Annotated in this window: 24 protein-coding genes, 1 tRNA gene and 1 pseudogene; 10 read left to right on the forward strand and 16 right to left on the reverse strand. The window is 60.8% G+C overall.

The window, feature by feature from the left end; genetic code table 11:
* Nucleotides 1–78 precede the first annotated feature (78 nt).
* The 6 genes from H4P12_RS14755 to H4P12_RS14780 form a co-directional block, all read right to left on the reverse strand.
* Nucleotides 79–163, reverse strand: a tRNA-Leu gene (locus H4P12_RS14755).
* Nucleotides 164–267: 104 nt separating this feature from the next.
* Nucleotides 268–1,188: an arginase gene (gene rocF, locus H4P12_RS14760; protein WP_187794413.1), complete on the reverse strand. Its 921-nt coding sequence runs from the start codon at nucleotides 1,186–1,188 to the stop codon at nucleotides 268–270.
* 88 nt (nucleotides 1,189–1,276) lie between these two features.
* A complete protein-coding gene (locus H4P12_RS14765; protein ID WP_187794414.1) occupies nucleotides 1,277–3,364 on the reverse strand; it encodes a TonB-dependent receptor domain-containing protein in 2,088 nt (695 codons plus the stop codon).
* Between the two features lie 196 nt (nucleotides 3,365–3,560).
* Nucleotides 3,561–5,279: a methionine--tRNA ligase gene (gene metG / locus H4P12_RS14770; protein ID WP_187794415.1), complete on the reverse strand. Its 1,719-nt coding sequence runs from the start codon at nucleotides 5,277–5,279 to the stop codon at nucleotides 3,561–3,563.
* Nucleotides 5,280–5,350: 71 nt separating this feature from the next.
* Nucleotides 5,351–5,731 carry a carboxymuconolactone decarboxylase family protein gene (locus tag H4P12_RS14775; RefSeq protein WP_187794416.1) on the reverse strand — a complete coding sequence of 127 codons (381 nt, stop codon included), beginning with the start codon at nucleotides 5,729–5,731 and terminating at the stop codon, nucleotides 5,351–5,353.
* Nucleotides 5,709–6,086 (reverse strand): MerR family transcriptional regulator, encoded by a 378-nt coding sequence (locus H4P12_RS14780; protein WP_187794417.1) that lies wholly within the window; start codon nucleotides 6,084–6,086, stop codon nucleotides 5,709–5,711. Before H4P12_RS14780 ends, H4P12_RS14775 begins: the two co-directional genes overlap by 23 nt.
* 122 nt (nucleotides 6,087–6,208) lie before the next feature.
* Here H4P12_RS14780 and nudC point away from each other — a divergent pair, with 122 nt between their 5' ends.
* Together nudC and H4P12_RS14790 are read left to right on the forward strand one after the other, a co-directional pair.
* Nucleotides 6,209–7,183, forward strand: coding sequence for an NAD(+) diphosphatase (gene nudC / locus H4P12_RS14785; RefSeq protein ID WP_187794418.1), 975 nt, complete (start codon nucleotides 6,209–6,211; stop codon nucleotides 7,181–7,183).
* Nucleotides 7,184–7,367: 184 nt separating this feature from the next.
* Entirely contained in the window at nucleotides 7,368–8,771 is a 1,404-nt protein-coding gene (locus H4P12_RS14790; protein ID WP_187794419.1) for a M20 family metallopeptidase, read from the forward strand.
* A 180-nt stretch (nucleotides 8,772–8,951) separates the two neighbouring features.
* Here H4P12_RS14790 and H4P12_RS14795 read toward each other — a convergent pair whose 3' ends face one another.
* A complete protein-coding gene (locus H4P12_RS14795; protein ID WP_187794420.1) occupies nucleotides 8,952–9,395 on the reverse strand; it encodes a TetR family transcriptional regulator in 444 nt (147 codons plus the stop codon).
* Between the two features lie 80 nt (nucleotides 9,396–9,475).
* Between H4P12_RS14795 and H4P12_RS14800 the strand changes: the two genes are divergently transcribed.
* Genes H4P12_RS14800 through H4P12_RS14810 form a run of 3 tightly spaced genes read left to right on the forward strand, consistent with a single transcriptional unit; the run spans nucleotide 9,476 to nucleotide 15,186 of the window.
* A complete protein-coding gene (locus tag H4P12_RS14800) occupies nucleotides 9,476–10,711 on the forward strand; it encodes an efflux RND transporter periplasmic adaptor subunit (RefSeq protein ID WP_187794421.1) in 1,236 nt (411 codons plus the stop codon).
* 6 nt (nucleotides 10,712–10,717) lie between these two features.
* Complete coding sequence (locus tag H4P12_RS14805) at nucleotides 10,718–13,825, forward strand: efflux RND transporter permease subunit (protein WP_187794422.1); 3,108 nt, start codon at nucleotides 10,718–10,720, stop codon at nucleotides 13,823–13,825.
* Nucleotides 13,822–15,186 carry an efflux transporter outer membrane subunit gene (locus tag H4P12_RS14810; protein WP_187794423.1) on the forward strand — a complete coding sequence of 455 codons (1,365 nt, stop codon included), beginning with the start codon at nucleotides 13,822–13,824 and terminating at the stop codon, nucleotides 15,184–15,186. The genes H4P12_RS14805 and H4P12_RS14810 overlap by 4 nt, the downstream gene beginning before the upstream one ends.
* A gap of 44 nt (nucleotides 15,187–15,230) precedes the next feature.
* Here H4P12_RS14810 and H4P12_RS14815 read toward each other — a convergent pair whose 3' ends face one another.
* Nucleotides 15,231–15,938: a fumarylacetoacetate hydrolase family protein gene (locus H4P12_RS14815; RefSeq protein WP_187794424.1), complete on the reverse strand. Its 708-nt coding sequence runs from the start codon at nucleotides 15,936–15,938 to the stop codon at nucleotides 15,231–15,233.
* 129 nt (nucleotides 15,939–16,067) lie between these two features.
* Between H4P12_RS14815 and H4P12_RS14820 the strand changes: the two genes are divergently transcribed.
* The gene (locus H4P12_RS14820) at nucleotides 16,068–16,706 is read left to right on the forward strand and encodes an adenosylcobinamide amidohydrolase (protein WP_187794425.1); all 639 of its coding nucleotides are present in this window, start codon (nucleotides 16,068–16,070) and stop codon (nucleotides 16,704–16,706) included.
* 47 nt (nucleotides 16,707–16,753) lie between these two features.
* Here the strand turns inward: H4P12_RS14820 and H4P12_RS14825 are convergent, their stop codons facing one another.
* From H4P12_RS14825 to H4P12_RS14835, 3 genes are all read right to left on the reverse strand, one after another.
* Nucleotides 16,754–17,437 (reverse strand): calcium-binding protein, encoded by a 684-nt coding sequence (locus H4P12_RS14825; RefSeq protein WP_187794426.1) that lies wholly within the window; start codon nucleotides 17,435–17,437, stop codon nucleotides 16,754–16,756.
* Between the two features lie 256 nt (nucleotides 17,438–17,693).
* A complete protein-coding gene (locus H4P12_RS14830) occupies nucleotides 17,694–18,392 on the reverse strand; it encodes a hypothetical protein (protein WP_187794427.1) in 699 nt (232 codons plus the stop codon).
* A 51-nt stretch (nucleotides 18,393–18,443) separates the two neighbouring features.
* Entirely contained in the window at nucleotides 18,444–18,935 is a 492-nt protein-coding gene (locus tag H4P12_RS14835; protein ID WP_187794428.1) for an RNA polymerase sigma factor, read from the reverse strand.
* A gap of 97 nt (nucleotides 18,936–19,032) precedes the next feature.
* On the opposite strand from H4P12_RS14835, the gene H4P12_RS14840 reads away from it, so the two are divergent.
* Complete coding sequence (locus H4P12_RS14840; protein ID WP_246449306.1) at nucleotides 19,033–20,340, forward strand: S8 family serine peptidase; 1,308 nt, start codon at nucleotides 19,033–19,035, stop codon at nucleotides 20,338–20,340.
* 1 nt (nucleotide 20,341) lies between these two features.
* On the opposite strand, the gene H4P12_RS14845 is transcribed toward H4P12_RS14840, so the two are convergent.
* The 5 genes from H4P12_RS14845 to H4P12_RS14865 all read right to left on the reverse strand — a co-directional run bounded on the left by H4P12_RS14845 (nucleotide 20,342) and on the right by H4P12_RS14865 (nucleotide 23,630).
* Nucleotides 20,342–20,782 (reverse strand): DUF1284 domain-containing protein, encoded by a 441-nt coding sequence (locus H4P12_RS14845; protein ID WP_187794429.1) that lies wholly within the window; start codon nucleotides 20,780–20,782, stop codon nucleotides 20,342–20,344.
* Nucleotides 20,783–20,787: 5 nt separating this feature from the next.
* Entirely contained in the window at nucleotides 20,788–21,354 is a 567-nt protein-coding gene (locus H4P12_RS14850; protein ID WP_187794430.1) for a biotin transporter BioY, read from the reverse strand.
* 100 nt (nucleotides 21,355–21,454) lie between these two features.
* Nucleotides 21,455–22,084 carry a GntR family transcriptional regulator gene (locus tag H4P12_RS14855; RefSeq protein WP_187794431.1) on the reverse strand — a complete coding sequence of 210 codons (630 nt, stop codon included), beginning with the start codon at nucleotides 22,082–22,084 and terminating at the stop codon, nucleotides 21,455–21,457.
* A 54-nt stretch (nucleotides 22,085–22,138) separates the two neighbouring features.
* Complete coding sequence (locus H4P12_RS14860) at nucleotides 22,139–22,684, reverse strand: DUF924 family protein (protein WP_187794432.1); 546 nt, start codon at nucleotides 22,682–22,684, stop codon at nucleotides 22,139–22,141.
* 13 nt (nucleotides 22,685–22,697) lie between these two features.
* Complete coding sequence (locus tag H4P12_RS14865; RefSeq protein ID WP_187794433.1) at nucleotides 22,698–23,630, reverse strand: pirin family protein; 933 nt, start codon at nucleotides 23,628–23,630, stop codon at nucleotides 22,698–22,700.
* A gap of 161 nt (nucleotides 23,631–23,791) precedes the next feature.
* Here H4P12_RS14865 and H4P12_RS14870 point away from each other — a divergent pair, with 161 nt between their 5' ends.
* The 3 genes and pseudogenes from H4P12_RS14870 to H4P12_RS14880 all read left to right on the forward strand — a co-directional run.
* Nucleotides 23,792–25,303, forward strand: coding sequence for a VOC family protein (locus H4P12_RS14870; protein ID WP_187794434.1), 1,512 nt, complete (start codon nucleotides 23,792–23,794; stop codon nucleotides 25,301–25,303).
* A gap of 1 nt (nucleotide 25,304) precedes the next feature.
* Nucleotides 25,305–25,607 (forward strand): GNAT family N-acetyltransferase, encoded by a 303-nt coding sequence (locus tag H4P12_RS14875; protein WP_187794435.1) that lies wholly within the window; start codon nucleotides 25,305–25,307, stop codon nucleotides 25,605–25,607.
* Nucleotides 25,608–25,623: 16 nt separating this feature from the next.
* Nucleotides 25,624–26,049, forward strand: a pseudogene (locus tag H4P12_RS14880) (transposase); the annotation flags it as partial.
* Between the last annotated feature and the right edge of the window lie 10 nt (nucleotides 26,050–26,059).

The following is a 26,059-nucleotide window of genomic DNA, read 5'->3' on the forward strand; positions in this document are numbered from 1 at the left end:
CACCCACATTGCTCTATGGCCGCAGCCGATCGGCAGGACCGGCTGCGAAACGGATCGGATAACGGCGTCTGACATAGGTGGTGCGGGCGGCGGGAGTCGAACCCGCACGGGCCAGGCCCTAGCGATTTTAAGTCGCTTGTGTCTACCGTTCCACCACGCCCGCAAGGTTAAGGGCTTGCCTTGACCTATTCATCGTCGCTACCCAAGCCGGTCTGGATTGGCAAGCCCAACTGGCGGCCCCGTCGTGGTCAAAGGGCCGTCAGTGGTTCAGTAGCTGCGGGTTGGACGATCAAAAACCTTGCGACCCATCAGGCTGCCGACCAGATCGACCATCAGCTTGGCCGTGCGGCCGCGTTCGTCCAGAAACGGGTTCAGTTCGACCAGATCTAGCGATGTGACCAGCCCGGATTCGTGCAACAGCTCCATCACCAAATGGGCTTCGCGGAATGTGGTACCACCGGGAACGGTCGTGCCAACCGCCGGGGCAATCGACGGGTCCAGAAAGTCGACATCCAGCGAAACATGCAGCATGCCATTTGCGGCACGGACCTTTTCAAGAAATGTGCGCAGCGGCGCCACGATGCCTTGTTCGTCCAGAACCCGCATGTCATTGACCGCGATATCGCTTTGCTGCATTGCTTCGTGCTCTGCCGGATCGACGCTGCGAATACCGAACATGCAGATGTTTTCGCCGGGGACGGGGGCCGGGAAGGATGGGAAGGGGTCAAATCCCGGACGGCCATTTGCATAGGCCATCGGCGTGCCATGCAAATTGCCCGAGGTGGTTGTTTCGACGGTGTGGAAATCGCTATGCGCGTCCAGCCAGATCACGAACAGCGGACGACCGACGCTGGCCGCATAGGCCGCGACACCTGCCACAGATCCCAGTGCCAGCGAATGATCACCACCCATGATGATCGGCATGCCGTCGGCCATGGCGGTCTGTGTCGCCTCCCGCAGGGCGGCGGTCCAGGCAATGGTTTCGGGCAGATGGTGAACGGCGGGGTTGCTGCAGGTTTCGCCCGCAGGCTCGGCCGGGACCACATCGCCGCGATCTTCGACGGTATGCCCCAACGAGGTCATGGTGTTTGCCAGGCCGGCCACGCGATAGGCCGCAGGCCCCATCAGACAGCCAAGGCGGCGCTGCCCTTCGTCGACCGGTGCGCCCAACAGGATGCAATGCGTCATCTCTGCTCCTTTTCAGAATTTCTGGGCCGACATAAAGACGACCCGCCTGTGAAAGTCCACAGGCGGGTCGCGGAACCTGTCAAAAGGATCAGAATTCTGCTGTCAGACCCAGCCAGAAGCTGCGCCCTTCCAGAACCGTGTTGGCATCATCCGACACCAGTTCCTTGTCCAGCACATTGTAGATGGCTGCGTTCACCGTGGCATAGTCGTTCACGCGATAGTTCGCGCCGATATCCACCGTGACGTAATCATCATATTCATAGGCCAGCACGTTGCCCTCGCTGTCCCATGCCACCGGGGTGCCATTGTCGCCAAGGCGTGACCCGGCGTTGGTTTCCTTTCCGTGGTAATTGACCGATCCCCAGGCATCCAGCCCATCCAGCGGCGTGATCCATTCGCCGCGCAGGTTCAGCATGTGCTTGGGCGTTCGTGCCAACGGCAGGCCTTTGAAATCGCCGGTCAACTGCTCTGAATCGGTATAGGTATAATTGGCGCGCAGCAGCACATCCTGCGTGACATCCCACCGTCCGGTCAGTTCGACGCCTTTCATCCGGGCCTCGCCCACGTTGTAATATTCCCAACGGTTATAGGTGGTCCCGGCGACGACAATCGTGCGCCCCGTGTTGCGGCTTTCAATCTTGTTTTCGAAATCGGTTTGGAACAGCGTGCCGCCGACCTCGAAATTGCTGCCGTGATACAGGGCGGCCAGTTCGATATTGGTGCTTTCTTCGGGGTTCAGGTCAGGGTTGGAAACGATAACGCCAGCGCCGCGTTGCGTGGTGTAGTAGTAACCCGGAACGACCGAGCGCAGATCAGGCGCACGGTATCCGGTCGAGATGCCGCCCTTGATGGTCAGCGCGTCGGTCGCACTCCAGACGCCATAAATGCGCGGCGTCAGATGGCTGCCGAATTCTTCGTGATCGTTATAGCGCATGCCCAGCGTCAGGGCGAAATCATCGCGTATTTGCCATTCGTCTTCGGCAAACAATGCCCATTGCGATGCGGAATAGCTGCGAATGACGCCATCGCCGAGACCGGGGTTCTGATCGTGCAGCTTGGCTTCGAAATACTGCCCGCCATAGGTCAGGCGATGTTCCCCTTGCCAGTTGACCGGGGTGTTGAACTTGGCATCAATCACGCTGTTGATGATCTTGGGCGAGCGATCCGACAAAATGAAATCAGTCGTCCCGTCACTTGATCCCGTCGTGCGGCGACCGGTTTCGCGGGAATAGGAAATGTCGGCTGTGGTCGTGCCCCAATTGCCCGCATAGGCGAGCAATGCCTGATGACGTTTGTTTTCCTGAAGCGAGTTGGTGTTCGGATTGCCGCTGGTGCCGTTGATTTCCTCGATGCTTTTCCCGACATGCCCGGTATCTTCGATATTCGTGCTGCTGCCCTCCAGATAGACGCGATGGTCAGGATTGATCGTGTAAGTCAGGCGGGCGCCAAGATTTTCCATACTGCGACCACGCAGACCGTCTGTGACTTCGGCCTCGGAACGGTCCAGGTGGCGGCCCCAGACTTGCAGCCCAAGCGTGTCCTTGATCAGCGGGCCGCCCAGATGGAAGGACTGCTGGCGGGTCGAGCTGTATTTGTCATCCTGCGGTGTGGTGAATTCGGTCGTGACAGATCCGCTCCAGACATCGGCGACGGGTTTGGTGATGATATTGACCACACCGCCCATCGCATCGGATCCGTAAAGCGACGACATCGGGCCGCGAACAACCTCGATCCGCTCGATTGCGGAAACGGGCGGGATGTAGCTTTGTTCAAAGCCGGAATTGCCGTTGGTGCGCGATTCGCGGGTGCCTTGTCGTTTGCCATCCACCAAAATCAACGTGTATTGGCCGGGCAGGCCGCGAATGAAGATGTCCTCTTCGTTGGCCGCACCGGTGGTCACGACCCCCTGAACCTGTTTCAGCGCGTCTGACAGGCTGGTGATGTTCCCCTTGGCCAGTTCCTCTCCGCTGATGACGCTGACGCTGGCGGGGGCATCCGTGACAAGCTGTTCAAAGCCGCCGGCGGTAATGGTGATGGGGGCCAGAACATAGGGTGCGTCTGGCGTGCCTGCCGCCGTCTGGGCCAGTGCAGCGACAGGCGTCGTCAGTGCGGTCAGCGTCAGCAGCGCGGCACGCAGGTTAAGTCGGTCAAGCGGAGAAGAGGAGGGTTGCGGCATCGGGCACCTGTCAGCAAAAAGATGAAATGCTGCCTGGGTCATGCGTTTGAATGCCTGGGTGATTTCGTTGGGAATAAGTCGCGTGACCGTCAGGCACAAGACAACCGGGACGGTTTATCGATCGCTATGTGGTAAAAAAACACAGCCTGCCGATGATTTGGCAGGCTGAGGCGATCCTCGCTATTGGCAGATCGGGTCAGGCGCGGACGCCCTTGAAGCGCTGTTCCCATTCTTCGCGTTGTTCGTCCGTAATCTTGGCGAACAGCACTTCGGGCACGATGAATGCATGTCCAACCCGCAGCGCTTGCAGCGCGGCCGTCACATCATCAGGCCAATCGCTGATGTCGGTCTGCATCGCGGCCAGCATCGCATCAGATGTGAACGGAATGAACGGGGCCGACAGAACCGCGTAAAGCCGGATCAGGTTCAGGCCCAGACGCACTTGCATCGCCGCCTTTTCCGGGTCGGTCTTGAAGGTCGACCATGGTGCCGCGCCTTGCAGATACTCGTTCCCCAGAACCCAGATCCCGCGCAGTTCCGCAGCGGCCTTGCGCACCTCCATCGCTTGCATGAAGTCTTCATAGGCGCGGATGCGGGTGGTCAGCGTATCGATCAATGCCGTTTCTTCGCGGCCGTATTCGCCACCTTCCGGCACAACCTCGCCAAACTTGCTGCGGCAGAACTTGGTGATGCGGCTGACGAAATTGCCCAGCACATCGGCCAGATCCTTGTTCACCGATTGCTGGAAATTGTCCCAGGTGAATTCGCTGTCGCCCGATTCCGGGGCATGGGACAGCAGCCACCAACGCCAGTAATCGGCCGGCAGGATCTCCAACGCGTCGTCCATGAACACGCCGCGACCCTGCGACGTGCTGAACTGGCCGCCATCATAGGTCAGGTAGTTGAAGGATTTGATATAATCGACCAGCTTCCACGGCTCACCCGAGCCGATGATCGTTGCCGGAAAGCCAAGGGTATGAAACGGCACATTATCCTTGCCCATGAACTGGGTATAGGTCACGTCCTGGGCCCCTTCATCCTTGCGCCACCAGCGGCGCCAGTCTGCATCTGCCTTGCCCTGGGCATCCGCCCATTCCGCGGTCGAGGCGATATATTCGATCGGCGCATCGAACCAGACATAGAAGACCTTGCCCTCCATCCCCGGCCAGGCCTGCTGGCCGCGCTTGACCGGGATGCCCCAGTGCAGGTCACGGGTAATGCCACGATCCTGCAGCCCGTCGCCATCGTTTAGCCATTTCCGCGCAATCGACGTCGTCAGGATCGGCCAGTCTTTCTTGCTGTCGATCCAGTCGCTGATCTCGCCCTTCAGGGCGGATTGGCGCAGATAAAGGTGCTTGGTCTCGCGCACTTCCAGATTGGTGCTGCCACTGATGGCGCTGTGCGGATTGATCAGATCGGTCGGGTCCAGCTGCTTGGTGCAGTTTTCGCACTGATCGCCCCGCGCCTTGTCATAGCCGCAGTTGGGGCAGGTGCCCTCGATATAGCGGTCTGGCAGGAAGCGGCCATCATCGACGGAATAAACCTGCTTTTCGCTGACTTCGCGGATGTAATCATTGTCGGCCAGCCTGCCCGCGAAATGCTGCGTCAGAGCGTGGTTTCGCTGGCTGGAGGACCGGCCGTAATGGTCGAAGGACAGCCCAAAGCCCCGCGCCAGCTCGGTTTGGACGCCGTGCATCCGGGCGCAATATTCCGCGACCGGCTCGCCCGTCTTGGCGGCGGCCAACTCGGCGGGTGTGCCGTGTTCGTCGGTGGCGCAGATGAACATCACCTCATTCCCGCGCGTCCGCAGATAGCGCGCATACAGATCGGCTGGCAGCTGAGAGCCTACGAGGTTTCCCAGATGCTTGATGCCGTTGATATAGGGCAGGGCAGAGGTGATGAGGTGGCGTGCCATGAATGCGTCCTTGTCAGTCGCCGCTTATCTAGCCGCGATAGTGGGCGAATAAAAGTGGCAGCCTTTGCAGGTCATTCAGGTTCTGCTGCAAATACATCTTTCGCGGCGAACAGCCCGTTCAGCGCGGCGGGAAAGCCTGCATAGACCGCCATCTGCATCAGGATTTCGGTAATCTCATCCCGTGTGATGCCCACGTTCAGCCCGGCCTGAATATGCACCTTCAGTTGCGGGGTGGCGGTGCCCATGGCCGCAAGCGCCGCAATCGTGGCGATTTCACGGTCCCGCAGGCTTAGCCCGTTGCGCGAATAGATGTCACCAAAGGGGAATTCCAACAAATATGTCGCGAAATCGGGGGCGATATCGGCAAGCGCGTCAACGACGGCCTGCCCGCCCGCCCCGTCAATTTTCGCAAGTTGGCGTTGACCGCGCTCAAGTCTGGTTTCGATCTGCATGATTTATCCCTTCCGCGTCATATCCAGCAATTTTGTCGTCCAGCACGGAAAGGGTCGCCTGTAGCGTGGTGATCTGGGCGGCGACCAGCTCACGCCGTTGGCGCAGGATATCGGCGCGTTGCGGCCCGGTTTGCGAACCTTGCCCCCGCAATCGCGCGTAATGCAGCATTTCCTGAATCGGCATGCCAGCGGCCTTCATGTGGCCGAGGAAGCTGATCCAGATCAGCGCATCTGCTCCGTAATCGCGATGACCCGCCCCGTCACGGCCGGCACGCGGCATCAAACCGATCCGCTCGTAATAGCGGATGGTATGTGCAGTCAGACCGGTGCGGCGGGCAAGTTCGGCGATCTTCATGGCGTCCTTTCGTGTCAGACGCGGCGGAAACTACGGGTTGAAGTGCACTCTAAGTCAAGCGTTTCCCCGCAGCCAGCCTTTCCGCTATTGCCAGTGCTGTGGCTGCGTTGCAGCCTGCATGCATGATACCTGAATCCGATGTGACCTTTGCGGGCAGCTTTCTGGATCGTGCCGATCGGCTGCGTGCGGATGCAGCGCAGATGGCGCGGCTGCTGGTCGATCCTGCAAGCCGCGTTTCCCCCTTTTGGCGCGGCAAGCCGCTGTTTGACCTGACGCCTGTGGGGCCGCGTCTGGCGTGGATTTCGGCTACTGATCCACTGATCGTCAATTGCCCCGAGCCGTTGGTCTTCATGGGGATGGACGATGACGGCCTTGCCCATTTTGCGGCAGATGTGTCCTATATCGCGCCGCCAGACGAGCTTCCGGCAGAGTTTGTCGACAAACGGACTCTGGATCTGACCGACAGCCGCAAATTCATCGAATTGCGGGCCATCATGGGCGATATCGACCATCGCGATGCGGGGATCGCTGCGGCGGCCAAGGGCATCTTTGAATGGCGGCTGACGCATGGGTTCTGCGCCAATTGCGGGGCGCGCAACCGCGTTGGGCATGCCGGTTGGCGTTTTGACTGCCCATCCTGCGGGCGTCAGCATTTCCCGCGCACCGACCCGGTGGTGATCATGCTGATTCTGGATGGCGACCATGTGCTGTTGGGGCGTCAGTCAAATTGGCCGGACAAGATGTATTCGCTGCTGGCAGGATTCATGGAGCCGGGCGAGACGATCGAAGAAGCCGTCCGGCGAGAGGTGATGGAGGAAGCAGGCATTCGGGTGGGCAAGGTGCGTTATGTCACATCACAGCCTTGGCCATTCCCGGCGTCGCTGATGATCGGCTGCGTCGGTCGGGCCGAAAGCGTCGACATCACCATCGACCCGCATGAGCTGGAACAGGCACTTTGGGTCAGCAAGGGCGACATGGCCAGGGCCTTGGCCGGGCAACATGACCAGATAGCACCGGCGCGAAAAGGTGCGGTGGCGCAGGTCATCTTGCGGGCATGGGTGGATGGGGTCGTGCAGGGGGTTTTCGACGATCCGTAGCACGACCGCCGTCAGTGTTTGACCGTCGGTGTTTGGCGGTGGTTGTCGCGGTCAGGGACATTGGCAGTCTGATCGTTCACCATTCCCGGCCGCCCATAAATCCACGGCGCAGCACGAAAAGGGGCTGCAACTCGTCAGTCCGTCATGCCACAGTTGCCCGTATTCGTTAAGCAATGGGGGCCGCATGACGCGCGAAGGTGCCGTTCAGGACGTCGAAAGCTACTTTGACAGCGGCGTGTTTCAGACTGATCTGGCGGCGTTGGTGGCCTATCCCACCGAAAGTCAGAACCCCGATCAAACCTTGGAGCTGTCCCGCTATTTAACCGAGGCCATGGTTCCGCGTCTGACTGCAGCTGGTTTTGAATGTACCGTCTATCCCAATCCTGTGCCCGGCGGCGGACCGTTGCTGATTGGTCAGCGCATCGAAAACCCGGCTTTTGAAACCGTGCTGACCTATGGCCACGGCGATGTCATTCGCGCCCAAACCGATCAATGGCGCGACGGACTGCACCCGTTTCAGCTGGTAGAGGAAGGCGACCGGCTGTATGGGCGCGGCGCGGCGGACAATAAGGTGCAACACCTGATCAACATCGCCGCGCTAGAGGCGGTGATTGCTGCGCGTGGTCAGCTTGGCTTCAACATCAAGATCGTGCTGGAAATGTCCGAGGAGATTGGCTCGACCGGTTTGGCGGAATTCTTTCGCCAGCAGAAACAGATCCTGGCGGCGGATGTTCTGATCGCCTCGGACGGCCCGCGTTTGCAACCCGATGTGCCGACGATCTTCATGGGGTCGCGCGGCGTCATCAACTTCGACGTCTCATTGGATTTGCGCGACGGGGCGCATCACTCTGGCAACTGGGGTGGTCTGCTGGCCGATCCGGCAATGGTCCTGTGCCATGCGCTGGCAACCATTACCGACCGGCGCGGACAAATTCAGGTGCCCGAATGGCGTCCCGACAGCCTGACCCCTTCGGTCCGTGCAGCACTGGCCGACCTGCCGATCGCGGGTGGACCGGATGGGCCGCAAGTCGACCCGGATTGGGGCGAAGAAAGCCTGACCCCTGCCGAACGCGCCTATGGCTGGAACAGCTTTGCCATTCTGGCGATGACGGCGGGCGTGCCGGAGGCGCCCGTGAATGCAATCGCCGGCAAGGCTCGTGCGATCTGTCAGTTGCGCTATGTGGTTGGCACCGATCCGCATGACATCCTGCCGGCCCTGCGTCGCCATCTGGACCGGCATGGCTATCAGCAGGTTCAGGTTCGGCCGTCAGAGCGTGATTTCTTTAACGCGACGCGACTTGATCCAGACCACGAATGGGCGCGATTTGTTGCGGCCTCGTTGCAGGAAACCGCGGGTGTAAAGCCCCATATCCTGCCCAATCTGGCCGGTTCGCTGCCGAATGAGGCTTTCACCGATATTCTGGGCCTGCCAACGGTATGGGTGCCGCATTCCTATCGCGGCTGTTCACAACACGCGCCGAATGAACATGTGCTGAAATCACTGTCGCGCGATGCGTTGCGTGTGATGGCAGGGCTTTTTTGGGATATCGGCGCCCGGCAGTCTAGCTGGCGGGATGTTGGCAATTGAGCAAAATCGTCGTCAGCGAGCGAATGCGCTGTTGGGCGACGACCGTAATCTGATCGCGGGATATTGACGCATCCTCGGTCCATGCCTTGAACCCGAAGGATATGGAATGCGTGACGATATGCGCCAGAAGTTCGGATTCGTCTTCATATTCGGGGCCAAGCCTGTCGCTGATCAGGGTCGTCAGTTGTTCCGCAAGGTATTCAGCGAGGTGTAGAAAAGCGAAAGGAATTCGGGTGAGCGGTTCATCAACTCTCCGATCATCTTCGCAACCTCGCGATCCATGATCTTGGCGGTCAACATCGGTGTCAGCATCTGAAACAGGGCGTCGATCAGCGGGCCGGACGATGCCTTGAACTGTTCCGCGCTTTCCGTGTCGATCACCGGACGGTGGCCGACGATGGCGGCATCCTTGTTGGGGTAATAGTTGAAAAAGGTGCGCAGGCTGATCCCGGCTTCGGCCGCGATCATCTCTGTCGTCAGGGTGTCATAGCCAGAATGCAGCGCCAGACTGACCGCCGCGCGCTGGATATCGGCTGCGGTTTGCAATTTGCGTCGATCACGAAGCGTTGAGTTCACGGCCAAGGTCAGATTTCTCCAGTAATTCAGGCAAAGCAAATATTGCACACAGTGTAGTATTGTGCAATCTGCCACATTCCAAAACTGCTTTTCGAAGGCGTTTCAGCCCACTCCCAAGGATCTACTACATGACCAAACTTCGTTCCACGATTTGCTTTGGCCTTGCCGGGCTGTTCGCCATGACCGCCGCCAGCTTTGCACAGGAAGGTCAGATGCCGCCAAAACAGGTTGGCGTCATCGAACTGAAAACCCAGGATATTCCGCGTATTGTCACGCTGCCGGGACGGGCTGTTTCCGGGGCCGATGCGCTGATCCGCCCACAGGTTGGCGGAATGATTACCGAAATCCTTTATACCGAGGGCAGCGCGGTGAAGAAGGGCGATCCGATGTTTCAGATCGACCGTTCGACCTATGACGCGAATCTGTCCAGCGCCGAGGCCAGCGTCACCTCGGCCCAGGCGGCCCTGACCGAGGCTGAAACATCCTATGGCCGGACCGAACGTCTGCTTGGTTCAGGGACGACGCAGGCGCAGGTCGATACCGCGCGGGCAACGCTGGATCAGGCACGCGCGGCACTTCAAACGGCGCAGGCGTCGCTTCAACTTGCCCAGAAACAGCTGGAATGGACGACCGTGACCAGCCCGATTGATGGCATGGCGACGGTGGCCGAAGTGTCCGTTGGCGATCTGGTCACGGCCAGCCAGTCGGACGAACTGGCGACGGTCGTGCAGTTGGACCCCATCGACGTGGATATGTATGAACCTTCCGTCCGGATGCTGTCGGTGTTCAACGACATCACCTCGGGCCGTCTGGCCATGAACGAAAATCTGACGGCGACGCTGACGCTGGAAACCGGCGAGGCCTATCGGGCCGAAGGGGAGTTGCTGGCACCGGGCTTCACGGTGTCCACCTCGACCGGCGCGGTTGATACGCGGTTCCGGTTTGCCAACCCCGATAACCTGATCCTGCCGGGGATGTTCCTGCGCGGGCAGGTTGATCTGGGCACCATGCGCGGCATTCTGGTGTCGCAATCGGCGGCGACGCGCAACCGCACTGGGCAGCTGACGGCGTGGGTGATCGTGGATGGCAAGGCCCAGCAGCGCAATCTGCGCGATGACGGCACCTATCAGAACAGCTGGATCGTCACCGATGGCGTGGCAGAGGGCGAACTGCTGGCCGTCGATGGCCTGACCGGCCTTACCGAGGGTGCCGAAGTCGTCACGATCCCCGTCAGCTATGACGAAACCGGCGTTGTTCGTGAAACCGGCCCGTCGGCACAACCGGAACAGGCGGCCCAGCCGGAACAGACGGCAGAGCCCGCCGACTCCGCAGCCCCCGCCAGCGACGAAACCACGGTAGAGTAATTCAGAATGGCAAGCTTCTTTATTCACCGCCCTGTTTTCGCATGGGTGCTTGCGCTTGTGACCATGCTGGTTGGCGCGCTTGGCATGCAAACGCTGGCCATCGAACAATATCCGCAGATTGCGCCGACAACGGTGCGGATCAGCGCGACCTATACCGGCGCGTCTGCCGAAATCGTCGAGAATTCAGTCACGACGGTGATCGAGGACGGGATGACCGGTCTTGATGGCCTGATCTACATGACCTCGAACTCGACGCCGGGATCGTCTTCGATCTCGCTGACATTCGATGATACGGTTGATGCCGATATCGCGCAGGTGCAGGTGCAGAACAAACTGCAACTTGTCACTTCGCAATTGCCCGATCTTGTGCAGCAGAACGGGATTTCGGTCACGCGCTCAACCTCATCCATCCTTCTGGTCGGGGCGTTGACCAGTCGCGATGGCAGCTTTTCCTCGGTTCAACTGGGCGATCTGATCGAACAGATGATCAAGGATCCGGTTCAGCGGACGCCGGGCGTGGGTTCGATCAACACCTTTGGTTCCGGCTATGCAATGCGGATCTGGCTGGACCCGATGAAGATGACGCAATATTCGGTGACGCCCAGCGATGTGACCTCGGCCGTGTCCGAGCAGAACACGAACGTCACCGTGGGCAGCCTTGGGTCGCAGCCGACACCGGAAGGCCAGCGCCTGACCATGACCCTTTCGGCGCAATCGCAGTTCTCCACGGTCGAGGAATTCGAACGTATCCTGCTACGCGTCGATCCCGATGGCTCGACCGTGTTTCTGGGCGATGTGGCCCGGATCGAGGTGGGGCAGGAAAGCTATGGTGGCGATTCCCGCTATAACGGCAAACCGGGTGCGGGTTTTGCGGTCAATCTGGCAACGGGCGCCAACGCGGTCGCCACGGCCGAGGCTGTCCGCGAAGTCATCACGGGGATTCAGAAATCGCTGCCCGCTGGCGTCGATGTGGTTTACCCCTACGACACCTCGCCCTTCGTCGAGGAATCCATCAATCAGGTCTATCACACCCTGGGCGAGGCCGTGGTGTTGGTGTTTCTGGTCATCCTTTGCTTCCTGCAAAGCTGGCGGGCAACGCTGATCCCGGTGATTGCGATCCCGGTGGTCTTGTTGGGCACCTTCGGGGTGCTGGCCGTCGCAGGCTTTACCATCAACACGCTGACGATGTTCGCGCTGGTTCTGGCCATCGGCCTGCTGGTCGATGACGCCATCGTGGTGGTCGAAAACGTCGAACGTGTGATGGAGGAAGACGGGCTGGACGCGCCCGAGGCCACCGAAAAAAGCATGAAGGAAATCAGCACGGCGCTGGTGGGCATTGTGGCGGTTCTGTCGGCGGTGTTTCTGCCGATGGCCTTCATGTCTGGTGCGACGGGGGTGATCTATCGGCAGTTTTCGATCACGATCATCACGGCCATGGTGCTGTCACTGGGCGTGGCGTTGATCCTGACACCTGCGCTGTGCGCCAGTCTGCTGAAACCGGGTGGGCATGAAAACCGCATTGCGCCCGCCCGCTGGTTTAATCGCAATCTGGATCGCGCGACCAATGGTTATGGCAGCGTGGTTGCGCGATTGGTCAGGCGTCCGTTCCGCATGTTGGTCCTGTTGGCGCTGATCGGATTTGGTGCCTTTGCGCTTTATCAGAAACTGCCAGGATCGTTCCTGCCGGACGAAGATCAGGGCGTGATGATGGTCATGATCCAGGGGCCGGACGGTTCAACCGTGACGCAAACCACGGCAACGGTGGAAAAGATCGAAAAATACCTGCTGGAAGAGGAATCCGAGACCGTTGAATCCGTCTTTGCCGCGCTTGGCTTCAGCTTTACCGGCACCGGTCAGAATAACGCCATCGTCTTTGCGAAACTGCGCGAATATGGCGAGCGCGAGGGTCTTGATGTCGCCTCGCTGGTGGCACGCGCAAACGCGCATTTCTTCACGTCCAACCGTTCCGGTTCGGTTTATTTCCTGCAACCGCCTGCGATTCAGGGCATGGGGTCGTCATCCGGCTTTCAGATGTATCTGGTCGATCAGTCCGGTAACGGGCAAGAGGCATTGTCCGCCGCAGCCGATAAACTGGTCGCCACGACACAGACAGATGGGCGCGTCACCAACCTGCGCGGGAACGAGGCGCCGTTTGAAACCTCGCTGCGGCTGGATATCGACCAACAAAAGGCTGCCGCTTTCGGCCTGTCGATTTCCGAAGTGAATGCAATGTTGTCGGTCATTTTCGCCGGTCGCGATGTGAACGACTTCGCGCTTGGCACGGAATTGCGTCCGGTGATTGTGCAGGGCGAAGCCGATGCCCGTGCCCAGCCCGAGGATATCGAACATTGGTATGCCCGCAACGATCAGGGTGAAATGGTGTCCTTTGGTGCCTTCGCCACACAGGTCTGGGATCAGGAACCGCAGGCGCTGGCGCGCTATGGTGGCACCCGCGCGATGGAACTGTCCGGTGCCGCCGCGCAAGGTCTTTCATCGGGTGCCGCAATGACGGCGATGGAAGAAATGGTCGCCGATATGGATGGTGGTTACGGCACCGCATGGACCGGGCTGTCCTATCAGGAACGCCTGTCGGGGAATCAGGCGCCGATGCTGTTTGCACTGTCCGGTCTGGTCGTGTTCCTGGCGCTTGCCGCGCTTTATGAAAGTTGGAGCGTCCCGATGGCCGTGATCCTGACTGTGCCGATTGGGGTGTTGGGCGCTTTGGCGGGGGCACTGTTGTTCGATCAATCGAATGACGTTTATTTCAAGGTGGGCTTGCTGACGACAATCGGTCTTGCCGCGCGAAACGCCATTCTGATCGTCGAATTTGCGCAGGAACTGCATGCGAAGGGCAAATCCCTGCTGGATGCGTCGATCGAGGCGTCCAAGATGCGCCTTCGCCCGATTCTGATGACCACCTTTGCCTTCATGCTGGGTGTTCTGCCACTGGCCATTGCCAGCGGCGCCGGTGCCGGGGCGCAGAACTCGATCGGGATCAGCGTTCTTGGGGGGATGACCTCCTCCGCCGTGATCGGGATTTTCCTGATCCCTGTCTTCTATGTGGCCGTGCTGGAAGGCGTGAAACTGTTTAGAAGAAAGCCGAAAACTGCATGACGACGACTAGATATGGACGCCGGGGCCTGTTGGTTTCGCTGCTGGCGCTGTCCGCCTGTGCGGCTGTTGGTCCCGATCCGAACGATCTGCCCGTGCCGACGGTGCAGGCTGGCTTTGCCGAAGGCGAAGGCCGCGCAACCGGCAGTCAGGTGGCCTTTTGGGGCGGCTATAACGATGCGATGCTGAGCCAGCTCATTTCGAACGGTCTGGGGCAAAGTTTCGATATTCTGTCCGCGAACGAAGCGATCCGTGCGGCCCGCGCGGATCTGGAGGCCGCAGGCGTTCTTGGTGCGCAGGTTTCCGGCACGGGGACGGGCGCAAGGCAGCGTGCCGGCGGCGACGGTGTGTCCGTCGGCACGGCCAATTCAAGCTCGCTGTCCGCGGCGTTTGTCTTTGATCTGTTCGGTGGGGCGCGTCGCGAACGCGAAGGCCGGCGTGCAGCCTATCAGGCGGCCGAGGCGGATTTGCAAACCACCCGTCTTGCATGGCTGGCCGAGGTGATCGCCGCCTATTCCGATGCGCGCTATTACCAGCAGGCCATGGCGCTGACCCGTGAAACGATTGCCAGCCGTCGCGATACGCTGGATGTGACGCGGAACATGGCGGGCGTGGGCGTGTCAACACAATACGACGTCGCCCAGACCGAGGCTTTGCTGCAAACCGCCCAGGCCGATCTGCCGAATTACGAGGCGCAGTTCAACGCGCAGGTTTACCGGCTGTCCACCCTTCTGAACCTGCAGGCGCAGCCCCTGCTGGCACAGATGAAGCGCGGTTCGTCGCAGTTGCGCACACCGCCCGGTCCGGGCACCGGCGTTCCGGCCGATCTGCTGCGCACACGCCCCGATATTCGCAGCGCGCAATATTCCTATGCCCAATCGCTGGCCGAAATTGGTGTAGCGACCGCCGACATGCTGCCATCGGTGTCGCTGACGGGCACGGTATCAGACAGCGGTGGCAATACGAGCTGGGGCTTTGGCCCAAGCGTGTCGATCCCGGTGCTGAACCAGACCGCATTGGGCGCGACCCGCAAACGTCGTCAGGCCGAGGCGCGTCAGGCAGAAATCGCGTGGAAGTCCTCGGTCGCCGAGGCGGTTGAGGATGTGCAGACCGCGCAGTCAAACCTGCGGCGTTATCGCAGCCGTGCCGCGATGCTGGATCAGGCGGCAACCTCTTACAGCCGCGCCTATACCATGGCGCGTGAGAATTTCGAGGCCGGCGAACTTGCGCTGCTGGACCTGTTGGAAGCGGATCGTTCGCGCTTTTCGGCGCGGTTGTCGGCAGCCGCTGCCCGCAATACCGCCGCGCAAGAATGGGCGACATTGCAAATTGCGACAGGTGCCGGGTCGGCGGTCAACAAATAAGACGCCTGATCCCGCCAATGGGCAACCGCACTGGCGGGATCAGGTCATTCTGCGCTGATGATGCGCGTTTCCAGCGGGCTAAGACCTTCGATCTCGACCCGGACCTTGCTGCCCGGCTCGACCGGGCCGACACCTGCGGGCGTGCCGGTATAGATCAGATCGCCGGGCATCAGCGTAATCAATTGTGACAGATGGGCGATCACATCGCGAACCGGCCAGATCATGTCTGCCAGATCGGCGTTCTGCCGCAGCTCACCATCGACCGTCAGCCTGATCGCCCCCTTGGTCAGCGGTCCGATCTTTGAGATAGGCGACAACGCGCCGCAAACCGCCGAGTGGTCAAAGCCCTTGGCCATGTCCCACGGGCGGCCTGCCTTCTTGGCGATGGCTTGCAGATCGCGGCGGGTGAAATCATTTCCGGCGGCATAGCCCCAGATCATGTTGCGCGCCTCGTCCGGGGTGACATTGCTGCCGCGTTTGCCGATGGCGACAACCAGCTCTCCCTCGAAATGCAGCTCTTGGGTTTGTGGGGGATAGGGCAGGGGTGCGCCGTTCGTCAGCAGCGCATCAGCGGGTTTGGAAAAGAAGAACGGCGGCTCCCGATCCGGGTCATGGCCCATTTCGCGCGCGTGGTCGGCATAGTTCCGGCCCACGCAATAGATCCGGCGAACGGCAAAACGGCGACTGTCCCCTGCCACCGGAACAGAGGGGATTGCCGGTGGGGCAAGGACATATTCGGGTTTGTCCGTCATGACAGGCTCCGGTAAGCGTAGGTGTTTGCGGGCACGTTAGCTGGGTGATGTGGTCTTTGCCAGCCCCGGCCTGTTGCATCCTTGCGATGAACGCGGACGGATATCCGGCGGTTGGACAGTGGGACCAATATGAAGACGATCTTGCAGGGCGCGTGGTTGATCGCCGATCTGGGGCGCCCGATGCAGGTGCTGTCCTTTGCGCCCTATCGTCCGGGGTTCCGCACGGCTGATCGCGTTTTGATCCGCTATGTCCGAAATGCCGATCTGGGGCCCAAGGTGGACGCGCTTGGCTGGCTGGCGGCGCAAATCCACCATGAAGGCTGGCCCACGGATGTCGCCATGCTGACATCGCGCGAGCTGCAACATTACCGCAGCGCATCGCAGGGGCTGGCGCATTGTGTCGCCACCGTAGGGTTGGGGAATGCCGAACGTATCGGGCAGAGGCGCGTGGTGCAGGCGACCAGCTATGGCACCATCAACATCATTCTGCGGCTTCAGGCCGGGCTAAGCCAGACCGCCATGCTGGAGGCGATGACCCTGATGGCCGAGGCGCGGACCGCGGCAATCATGGATGCCGGGCTGAAGCTGCCTCTCGGTGCAGCGACCGGGACCGGGACCGATTGCCTCGCGCTGGCCTGTGATCCGGGCGATCAGCTTTTTGTCGGCAAGCATACCGACCTGGGCCAGATGATCGGTGGCGCCGTCTATGACGCGGTATCCGCCGGGGCGCAGAGGTGGATCTTGGACCATGGCGACAGGTTATCCTGAATGCAAACGCGCCCCGAAAAAGGGGCGCGCTGCCAGGGAAAGGAAAATCACCAAATGAAGTCGTCGTCATCCATTTGACGGACGCGAAAATCCTCGATCACAAGGCGATGGTCGCCTGCGCTGATGATCACATTGTCGCCCGATTGACGTGCAGCACCGCGCACATCGGACCAGCTGTCAAAGCGGGCAAAGGCCGACAGGTCGATTTGATCGTCGCCACGCTCGAAATCGGTGATGACATCGCGCCCGCCGTTAAAGACAAACCGATCCGCGCCTTCGCCACCGGTCATCAGATCATTGCCACCGCCGCCGTTCAGCGTGTCATTGCCTTCGCCGCCGCGCATGATGTCGCGACCGTTACCCGCGATCATGCGGTCGTCGCCCTCGCCGCCCGTCAGCGTGTCGTTGCCTGCACCCGAGCGGATCACGTCATTCCCTTCATGACCGTGGATCAGGTCATTGCCACGTCCGGACAGGATGGTGTCGTTGCCTTCACCTGCAAAGACACGATTATGCCCGCTGCCCGCGTCGATGAAGTCGTTACCGGAACCGCCCCAGATCGTGTCGCTGCCGGTGCCGCCAAAGATGCGATCGTTGCCTTCGCCGCCGTCCAGCTTGTCGTTGCCGCCCCGGCCTTCCAGGCGATCGTCGCCGGAACGTCCAAACAGAAGATCAGCGACACTGGTGCCGATCAGGCGGTTGTCATCGTCGTTTCCATATTTGCGAACCATGTGAATGTTCTTTCATGGGCGGGATCAGATGGAACTGGTCGGCATCCGCCCTGATTGCGAACCAGTCTGTTGCGATCCGGGACGCGCAGATGCGCCCGGTTTGGTCGGGTGGGGTCACGGGTCTGGCAAATGCCGATCCCGTAATCTTGCCGATGAAAGCTGGCAGATGATTTGTTTCTGTCTGCTTTCTAACCTGATTACGCGGGGGGGCGCATTTTATTCCCAAAAAGATCCAGAAAAGATCGGCCTTCCTGAATTATTCAGCCAAAGCAGCAGCTTCCTCCTCGGGAGAAAGCGGCTGTCCCATGCCGGACTGGTTCAGGAATTGATCAAGCTCAGCAATTTCACCTGTTGCGGGAACGTATCCCACCTCTTCCTGAATGCTGACGGCAAAGCGTTCGGCCCAGCCGTCGCTGCCACGGCACGCGACCACAATCTGCGCCGCTTCCCCGAAGGTTTCATATTCGCGGCAGAACTCGCCGTCACCGTTCTGATAGGATGCGACCATCGTCAGATCGCGACCGTCTTCCAACCGTTGCGTTTGACCCGAGGGCAGGCTTTCCAACGCGGCAAGTTGCCCGGCCCCGAAGCCAGACTGTGCCGGCTCGCCGTTTTGCCACCAGCCCAGACCGACAACAGCCAGCGCCAACGCGGCGGCAATCGCCATCAGCGGCCGGCGGTTGATATTGGCGGGTTGCGCGGGCGGTGGCGGCGCCTTTGCCGCTGTATCCGATGCCGCTTGTGTCGCACGGATCATGGCGGCCAGATCGGCGTCTTTGGCCGTTGGTTGCGGGGCAGGGATATCCGCCTGCAACCGCGTGCGGGTTTCGGTGAACATGCGCAAACGGGCCTGCAGTGCCGGGTCGGCATTGACGGTGGCGGTGACCTTGGCGGCTGTCGCCGCATCCAACTCACCATCGGCAAGCGCCATCAGCGTCTGGTCATCAATCTGCATGGATGCCTCTTGCGTTCAAAGTAACAGTCCTGTGCCATACGTCCCAGAACATCATTTTATTCCCAGCTTTTCGGCTAAAGCCAGTCGGGCACGCGAAAGACGGCTCATCACCGTGCCTTTGGGGATATCCAGAACCTCGGCCGCTTCGGCGTAGCTCAGGTCTTCGATGCAGATCAGGTGCAGGATATCGCGCTGTTCAGGCGGCAGGGTTTCCATGGCTTCGGTTGTTGCCTGCAACATCAGCCGCGCCTCGACCGCCGCTTCGCCGTCGACCGCGACGATATCGGGCATCTCGAAAACGTCCAGCTGAGTGCCAGCGGTCTTGCTGCGCCGAGTCATGTCGATAAAGGCGTTGCGCAAGATACGAAACAACCATGGTTCCAGCCGGTTGGCGGGATCGTAGCTGGCGTGATTGGCCAGCGCGCGTTCAACCGTGATCTGCACCAGATCATCCGCCACATCGCCACGACGGGCCAGCGACAGGGCATAGCGCCGCAGATTTGGCAGCAGATTGATCAGTCCTTCGCTGAAGGCGGCATCCATCCGTAACCCCAAACACCTGTTAATTTTCTTCAATTTGTAGGAATAAATGCGGGTGCCGCCCGTAGTTGTCCAGCAGCGAAGTTCATCAGGGGACCGAATGATGCGATTCTTGCCGATAGTCATTGTCGTTTTATGCTCGCTTCTGCTTCAGCCTGGTTGGGGGCCGGACGGACCCGTCTGGGTCGGCGCGGCCCATGCGCAGGATGATGACGACGACGACGATGCCCCCCGCCAGCGCCGCATGCGCGCGAATGACGATGATGATGACGGCCCCGTGCGTCGCCGTGCCCCGGCAAGGGTTGCCGCCCCATTGCCACAACGCGCACCGAACGAAATTCTGGTTCGTGGCCTGTCGGATGAAGATTTGGCGGGTCTGGAAGGGCAGGGCTTCGCCGTCCTGCAGCGCCGCGACCTGTCCGACGGGCTGTCATTGACCCGGTTGCGCAAACCGCAATCGCTGACCATGGCCGATGCGCGGCGCACGGTTCGTCAGTTGCAATCGCCCCAAGGTGCGGACTTCAACCACTACTATCGCACCGAACAGGCTGCGGAATGTCAGGGCGTCGATTGCCTTGCTCGCGACATGATCGAATGGCCCGCGACAGCGGGCTGTGGTGATCTGCCCCTGATCGGCATGGTGGATACCGGCCTGAACGCCGAACATGCGGCGCTGTCAGATGCGGCGATCAGGTTGCATCGGGTTGAAACCCAAAGCCCGATTTCCGATCAACTGCACGGCACGGCGGTTGCCTCGCTTCTGGTTGGCGACAGCGCCAGCCGCTCACCCGGGTTGGTGCCGCAGGCGCAGCTTGTCGCGGTGGACGCCTTTCACAAGGATCAAAAGGATCAGCGGGCCGATGCCTTTGCCCTGATCGAGGCGCTGGATTATCTGGCCAGCCAGAATGTCCGGGTCATCAACCTGTCGTTGGCCGGTCCCCCGAACCGTGCCTTGGAACGGGAAATTCGGGAATTGGAGGAGGCCGGGATCGTGGTCGTGGCGGCGGCCGGCAATAATGGCCCGTCGGCAAAGCCCGCCTATCCCGCCGCCTATGATCAGGTCATTGCGGTGACGGCGGTGGATCGTCGCGGGCAGGTTTATCGCCGGGCCAACCGGGGCGAGCATATCGACATTGCGGCCCCCGGCGTCGATGTCTGGACCGCCGCCTCGATCAGCGGGGCACGCACGAAAACCGGCACATCCTATGCTGCGCCGTTCGTGACGGCGGCGGTGGCGATGATGCTGCAACGTCACCCGGATCTGACGCCCGTGCAGGTGCGCGAACGCATTGTCCAGAATGCGCGGGATCTGGGCGATGCGGGCCGCGATCACGTCTTTGGCCAAGGGCTGCTGACGCCGCCGCGGGGCTGCGACGCGCCCGTGCCAACCGCGCCATCGGCGGGATGATTCAGTCGGTCGTCCCGGTCCCGGCTTGCAAGACCGCATTCTGATAGCCGGTGCCCGCAATATCGGTGCAAAGGTCGGCCCAATCACACCGCACGCAGGCCGATCGCGTCTGTGCCGCAGCAAAACCCTTGCGCATCACGGCAACAATCTCGGGCGTCAGCGACAGGCGGATACCGGCGCGAATGCCGCGATCCAGCAGCTTGCCCACGTCATAGGCGGCGGCTGCGTCGCGGATGTCGATGGTGGCATTGCGGCAATGCGCACTTGGATCGTTCAGCATGGGGGTGCAGATATCGTCGGGACCATGCACGATCAAAACATCCTCGCCCGCGTCGATGCGCTTCGCGATAGCCGTCAGCCCCGCGATGAAAGCGGGGCTGTAGCCTTTGCCGACATAGGTCAGCAAACAGAGCAAATGATGCGGACGAAGCCGCACGGTCATAGCAGTTATGCCCGGTTGCGACCGATCAGGCGCAGCGTCATCGCGCCCAGGCCGGATTTCAGAACTGCACCGATCAGGAAGGGCGTGACACCCAAGGCGATCGCCTTTTCAACGCCGATCATCGCCGCCAGCCATGTCGCGCCCAGCACCAGGCACAGCAGGTTGCCGATCAACATGGCCGCAAAGGCCAGCCCCGGATTGCCGCCGTTCCAGCCCCGCTGGGCCAGCCAGCCGGTCACCGCCGCAACAATCGGGAAGGCCAGCAGATAGCCGCCAGTGGGGCCGAAGAAATGGGCGATCCCGGCCGCGCCGCCTGCAAGGACAGGCATTCCCGCTGCGCCTTCGGCCAGCCATGCGATCACGGTTGCCGCGCCCAGTCGCCAGCCATACAGTGCCCCGATCAGCGTCACGGCAAAAGTTTGCATGGTGATCGGCACAGGGATCATCGGCACTTCGATATAGGACGAAATCGCCAGAAACACCGTGCCCAGAAAGACGGCGGCGACTTGCAGGCCCAGTGATCGGCCTTGCAGGTTCAGCGGGCCGTAAGAGGTCGTCGGATTGCGCATCATCGGGGTTCCTTGTCGAATTATAGATAATTTCGCGTGGTTCATGGCGAAGTTACCCATAAACCAGATATGAAAACAAGAATGGTGACGCTATCGGTGCAGCTTAGCCGAATTTCCGGGGGTTTTTGCCGGTCCACTGAACGTGGCGGCCCAGCAGCGCAGCAGCAGTTTCCACCTGACCGGCCCGAAGTGCTGCCAGAATCGCGCGGTGATCGCGGTCAGTCGGTGCTTCCCAGGTTGCGCGCCACCCTGCCAGCAGGAACCGGGAACTTGCGGTCTGCAGATCCTCGATGGTTTTCAGCAGGCGCGGCATCCGGCATGGCGTCAGGATCAGCCGATGAAAGCGGCGGTTGGCCTCGTCCCAGTTGTGAACATCCTTGGCGTGTTCGCCCGCCCGCGTGGCCTCTTCTGCTTCGGCCAATATCGCGGCCGTCAGATGTGGGGCGGCCTTGCGCAGGGCCAGCACCTCTAGTGCGGCGCGCATTTCCGAAATCTCTCGCAGCTCATCAATGCTGAAACCCGCCACGCGAAAGCCGCGGCGTGGTTCGCTCAGCGCCAGCTCTTGCGCCTCTAGCTGGCGAAAGGCTTCGCGGACGGGCACATGGCTGGCACCGAATTCAGCGGCGATGTGATCCTGACGCAGCTTGGCGCCAGCCGGGATTTTCCCGGTGACGATCCGCTGCGCCAATTCGCGACTGATCCGAAGGGCCAAGGGTTCTTTGGGCTGATCCATACGATGCTGATAGATTTCGACCCGCGCTGCGTCCAGCAGGAAAGCTGCGGTTGTTCAGAACCCCTTATGCGTTTCCATATATTCGATTTCCTCGGGCGTGCTTTCGCGACCCAATGGGGCGTTGCGATGCGGAAAGCGCCCGAATTTTTCGATCACATCCCGATGGGCGATGGCGAAGCGCAATGAATTTTCATTGCCCAACCCCTCGTAAAACGTCACCGAGGCATTCTGATCCATCAGTTTTTCGCTGTGCATGTAGGGCAGATAGAAAAACTGCCGCCGCGTGGGGTCGACGAATTTATCATCTTCGCGGTCGATGGAACGGCGGGCGTAATTCAGCGCGATATCATTGCTTTCAAAAGCCCGCGCCGTGCCGCGAAAGATGTTGCGTGGAAACTGATCCAAGGTGATGACCAGCGCCAGCGCGTCTTCCGGCGTGTCCATCCACTGTTCCAGCTTGCCGGCATGGGCGGCCTCATAGGTGTCGCTGAATTCATCCTTGATCCGCTGATCGACCTGATCCGATTTTTCGAACCACAGCTTCGACATCTCATCCGAGAACCAGAAATCGCGCACGTCTTTCGGGGTTTTGACTGTCATCACCAATTCTTTCTTATGGCAGGGGAATATGTTCATCGCGGTCGGTCGGGGGCAGGTCGAACAGGCCCTGTCCCCAACGGGCTTCCCGCCATTCGCGTTTCGCCTCTTCGATCTTTTCTTCGGATGAGGCGACGAAGTTCCACCAGATATAGCGCGGCCCGTTCAGCGTCGCACCGCCAAGCGCCATCAGCCGCGCGCCGCGTTCGCCCGCCTGCACCGTGATCTTGTCGCCGGGACGAAAGATCATCATCTGTCCCGCCGCATAGCTTTGCCCGGAAATCGAGATCGAGCCTTCGGTGATGTAGATCCCGCGATCTTCGTGATTGTCGGGCATCGGGAACAGGGCACCCGCAGCCAGGGTCACATCAAGATAAAAGGTTTCGGAATACATCTGTGCAGGGGCAGTTTCGCCATAGGCGCTGCCAAGGATCAGCTTGGCGTCGATCCCCTGATCCCTGATTTCCGGCAAAGCTTCCTTGCCGTGATGTTCAAAGGTCGGCTCCATATCCTCGTATTGTTCGGGCAGGGCGATCCATGTCTGGATGCCGAACAGGCTGTGCGGGCCCGAACGCCCGGCTTCCGACGTCCGCTCGGAATGGCTGACACCCTTGCCCGCCACCATCCAGTTCAATGCACCGGGCCGGATGATCTGGTCGCTGCCGATGCTGTCGCGATGGTGAAAATCGCCACGATACAGATAGGTGACGGTGCCAAGGCCAATATGGGGATGCGGGCGCACATCGACGCCCTGACCTGTCAGGAACTCGGCCGGTCCGGCCTGATCGAAGAAGATGAAGGGGCCGACCATCTGGCGTTTGGGCGCGGGCAGTGCGCGGCGCACCTCGAACCCGCCCAGATCGCGCGAACGTGGGATAATCAGGGTTTCAATCGCGTCCGCGCCAATCTCATCGGGACAACCGGGCGTCAGGGCGGGGTTCCAGCTCATAATATCCTCCGGTGATTTCTTGCAGCCTATGCTGTTTCGGCCGGAACGGCCAACCCCGAACGCGTTCGTATTTCGCGAACTTGGGGTTGCGTCCGATTTGGGTGGCGCCGCGCGGCGCGAACCCGCATCTTGGGCGCAAGGTTAGGAATAAGAGGTGCGAAATGACCAGCGGTATCCATCACGTCACGGCGATCACCCGTGATGTGCAGGCAAATGTGGATTTCTGGATGGGGTTCATCGGCCTGTCATTGGTCAAGCAGACCGCCGGGTTCGAGGACGCGGATCAGTTGCACCTGTTCTATGGCGATCCACAGGGCAGCCCCGGATCATTGATCAGTTTTCTGGTCTGGCAGGGCGGCGCACGCGGTCGCGTAGGCCACGGGCAAGTGGCCGAGATTTCACTGGCCATCCCCCGTGGCCGTATCGGCGACTGGCTGACCCGCGCCATGCAGCAACGCATGCAGATCGAGGGGCCAAGCCGTGAATTTGGCGAACCTGTCCTGCGGCTGAAAGACCCGGATGGCATCATCGTCAAGCTGGTCGGAACGGATGTGCCCGATGCCGGCTGGCCTGCCGCACCGCACAGCATCCGCGCCGTCACGATCTGGAGCGATGTTCCCGAACAGACCATCCATTTCCTATCGCAATTCGGCTTCCGTCAGGATCAGACCGATGGCAGCCTGACGCGGATGGTGTCGGATACCGATGTGCTGGATATTCGCGATGCCTCGGGCTTTGTGCCGGGTATTCCGGGGACGGGAACGATTGACCATGTTGCATTGCGCGTGGCCGATGTGCCGGAACTGGACGGGCTGCAAAAGGCGCTGTCGGGCCGCAACAGCGGCGTCACCTATCACGACCGCAAATATTTCCAGTCGCTTTACGTCCGCGAACCCGGTGAGACGCTGATCGAACTGGCGACCGACGGGCCCGGCATGACCGTTGACGAAACCGTGGATCAACTGGGCCGGACCCTGATGATCCCTCCGCATTTCGAGGATACGCCCGACCTGCGGGTCCGGCTGCCGCAATTCGCCCGACCGGGCGAGGAAAGGATACCGATGCGCGATCTGCCTTTTGAACATCGCCTGCGCCAACCCGATGCGCCGGATGGGTCAACCGTCGTCTTGTTGCACGGCACTGGCGGCAACGAATCCGATCTGCTGCCGCTGGGCAGCCGCATCGCCCCCGATGCGACGCTGTTGGGCGTGCGTGGCCGCTCGACCGAGGAAGGCATCGCCCGTTTCTTCCGTCGCAATTCCATGACCACCTTCGATCAGGATGACATCCGGTCCGAGGCCGAGGCTTTCGCCGCCTTCCTGCAAGGCGCAAAGGCGGCCTATGGGCTGGACCCGGACAAGGCCACGGTATTGGGCTATTCCAACGGGGCGAATTTTGCCGCCGCCGTGATGGCGCTGCATCCGGGCTTGATCAAACGCGCGATCCTGATCCGCCCCATGGCGGTGCTGGATGATCTTCCGCAGGTCGATCTGACGGACGCGAAAGTGCTGACATTGACCGGAGCGCGCGATCCTTATGGCCAATACGCCCCGCGTCTGAACGACTGGCTGCGCGACAATGGTGCCGATCTGGATGCCCAGATTGTTCAGGCTGGGCACGAGCTGTCACAGGCTGACCTGGCCTTGGCTGCCGACTGGATGAAAGGAGCCTGAGATGCAGGAAATCGAGGTCACGAAAGAGGATCTGGGCGGCGGTCAGGGCCGTTACGTCGCCCGGATTGATGGGAACAATGCCGAGGCGGAACTGGTTTTCATCACGCGTGGCGCCAATCTGATCAGCGCGGACCACACCTTCGCCCCGCCGGTCCTGCGTGGCACGGGCGCGGCCTTTGCCCTTGTGCAGGCAATGGTTGATGATGCGCGGAAAAACGGCTTCAAGGTGATCCCGCGTTGTTCCTATGTCGTCGCCCAGGCGGAAAAGCATCCCGATTGGGCGGATGCGTTTGTAGCTGGGTGAGTGAGGTTGCCTTCGTCATGGGCCACACAAGACGCTTTACAACCGTTGGAAGCGCCGGCGCGACAAGAGTGTTTTCGCCCGGATGATGGCCGGTCTGGCCGCTCGCCCTGTTCGTCACCGCCGGACAGGTCAGCGACGGCATCGGTGCGCGGGCACTCCTGTCCAGCCCGCCGAAGGTAGACTGCTTGCTCGGGGACCCGGGCCATGACGCTGGCTGATTCAGGGAAGCGTTGCAGCACGAAGCGATACGTGCCCGCATTCCGGATCGAAATCAGCGCAGGACGACCGTGAAATACGGCCAGCGTCGCGACAGGCGGCGTAACCGCATCGAGATCATGTTCGGACGCCTCAAGGATTGGAGGCGCCCGGCGACCCGCTACGACCGATGCCCGAAGTCTTCCTCTCCGCCGTCGCAGGCGCAGCAACCGTCATCCATTGGCTATCAGTCCTGA

The organism is Paracoccus amoyensis (genome assembly GCF_014490725.1).
GTDB lineage: Bacteria > Pseudomonadota > Alphaproteobacteria > Rhodobacterales > Rhodobacteraceae > Paracoccus > Paracoccus amoyensis.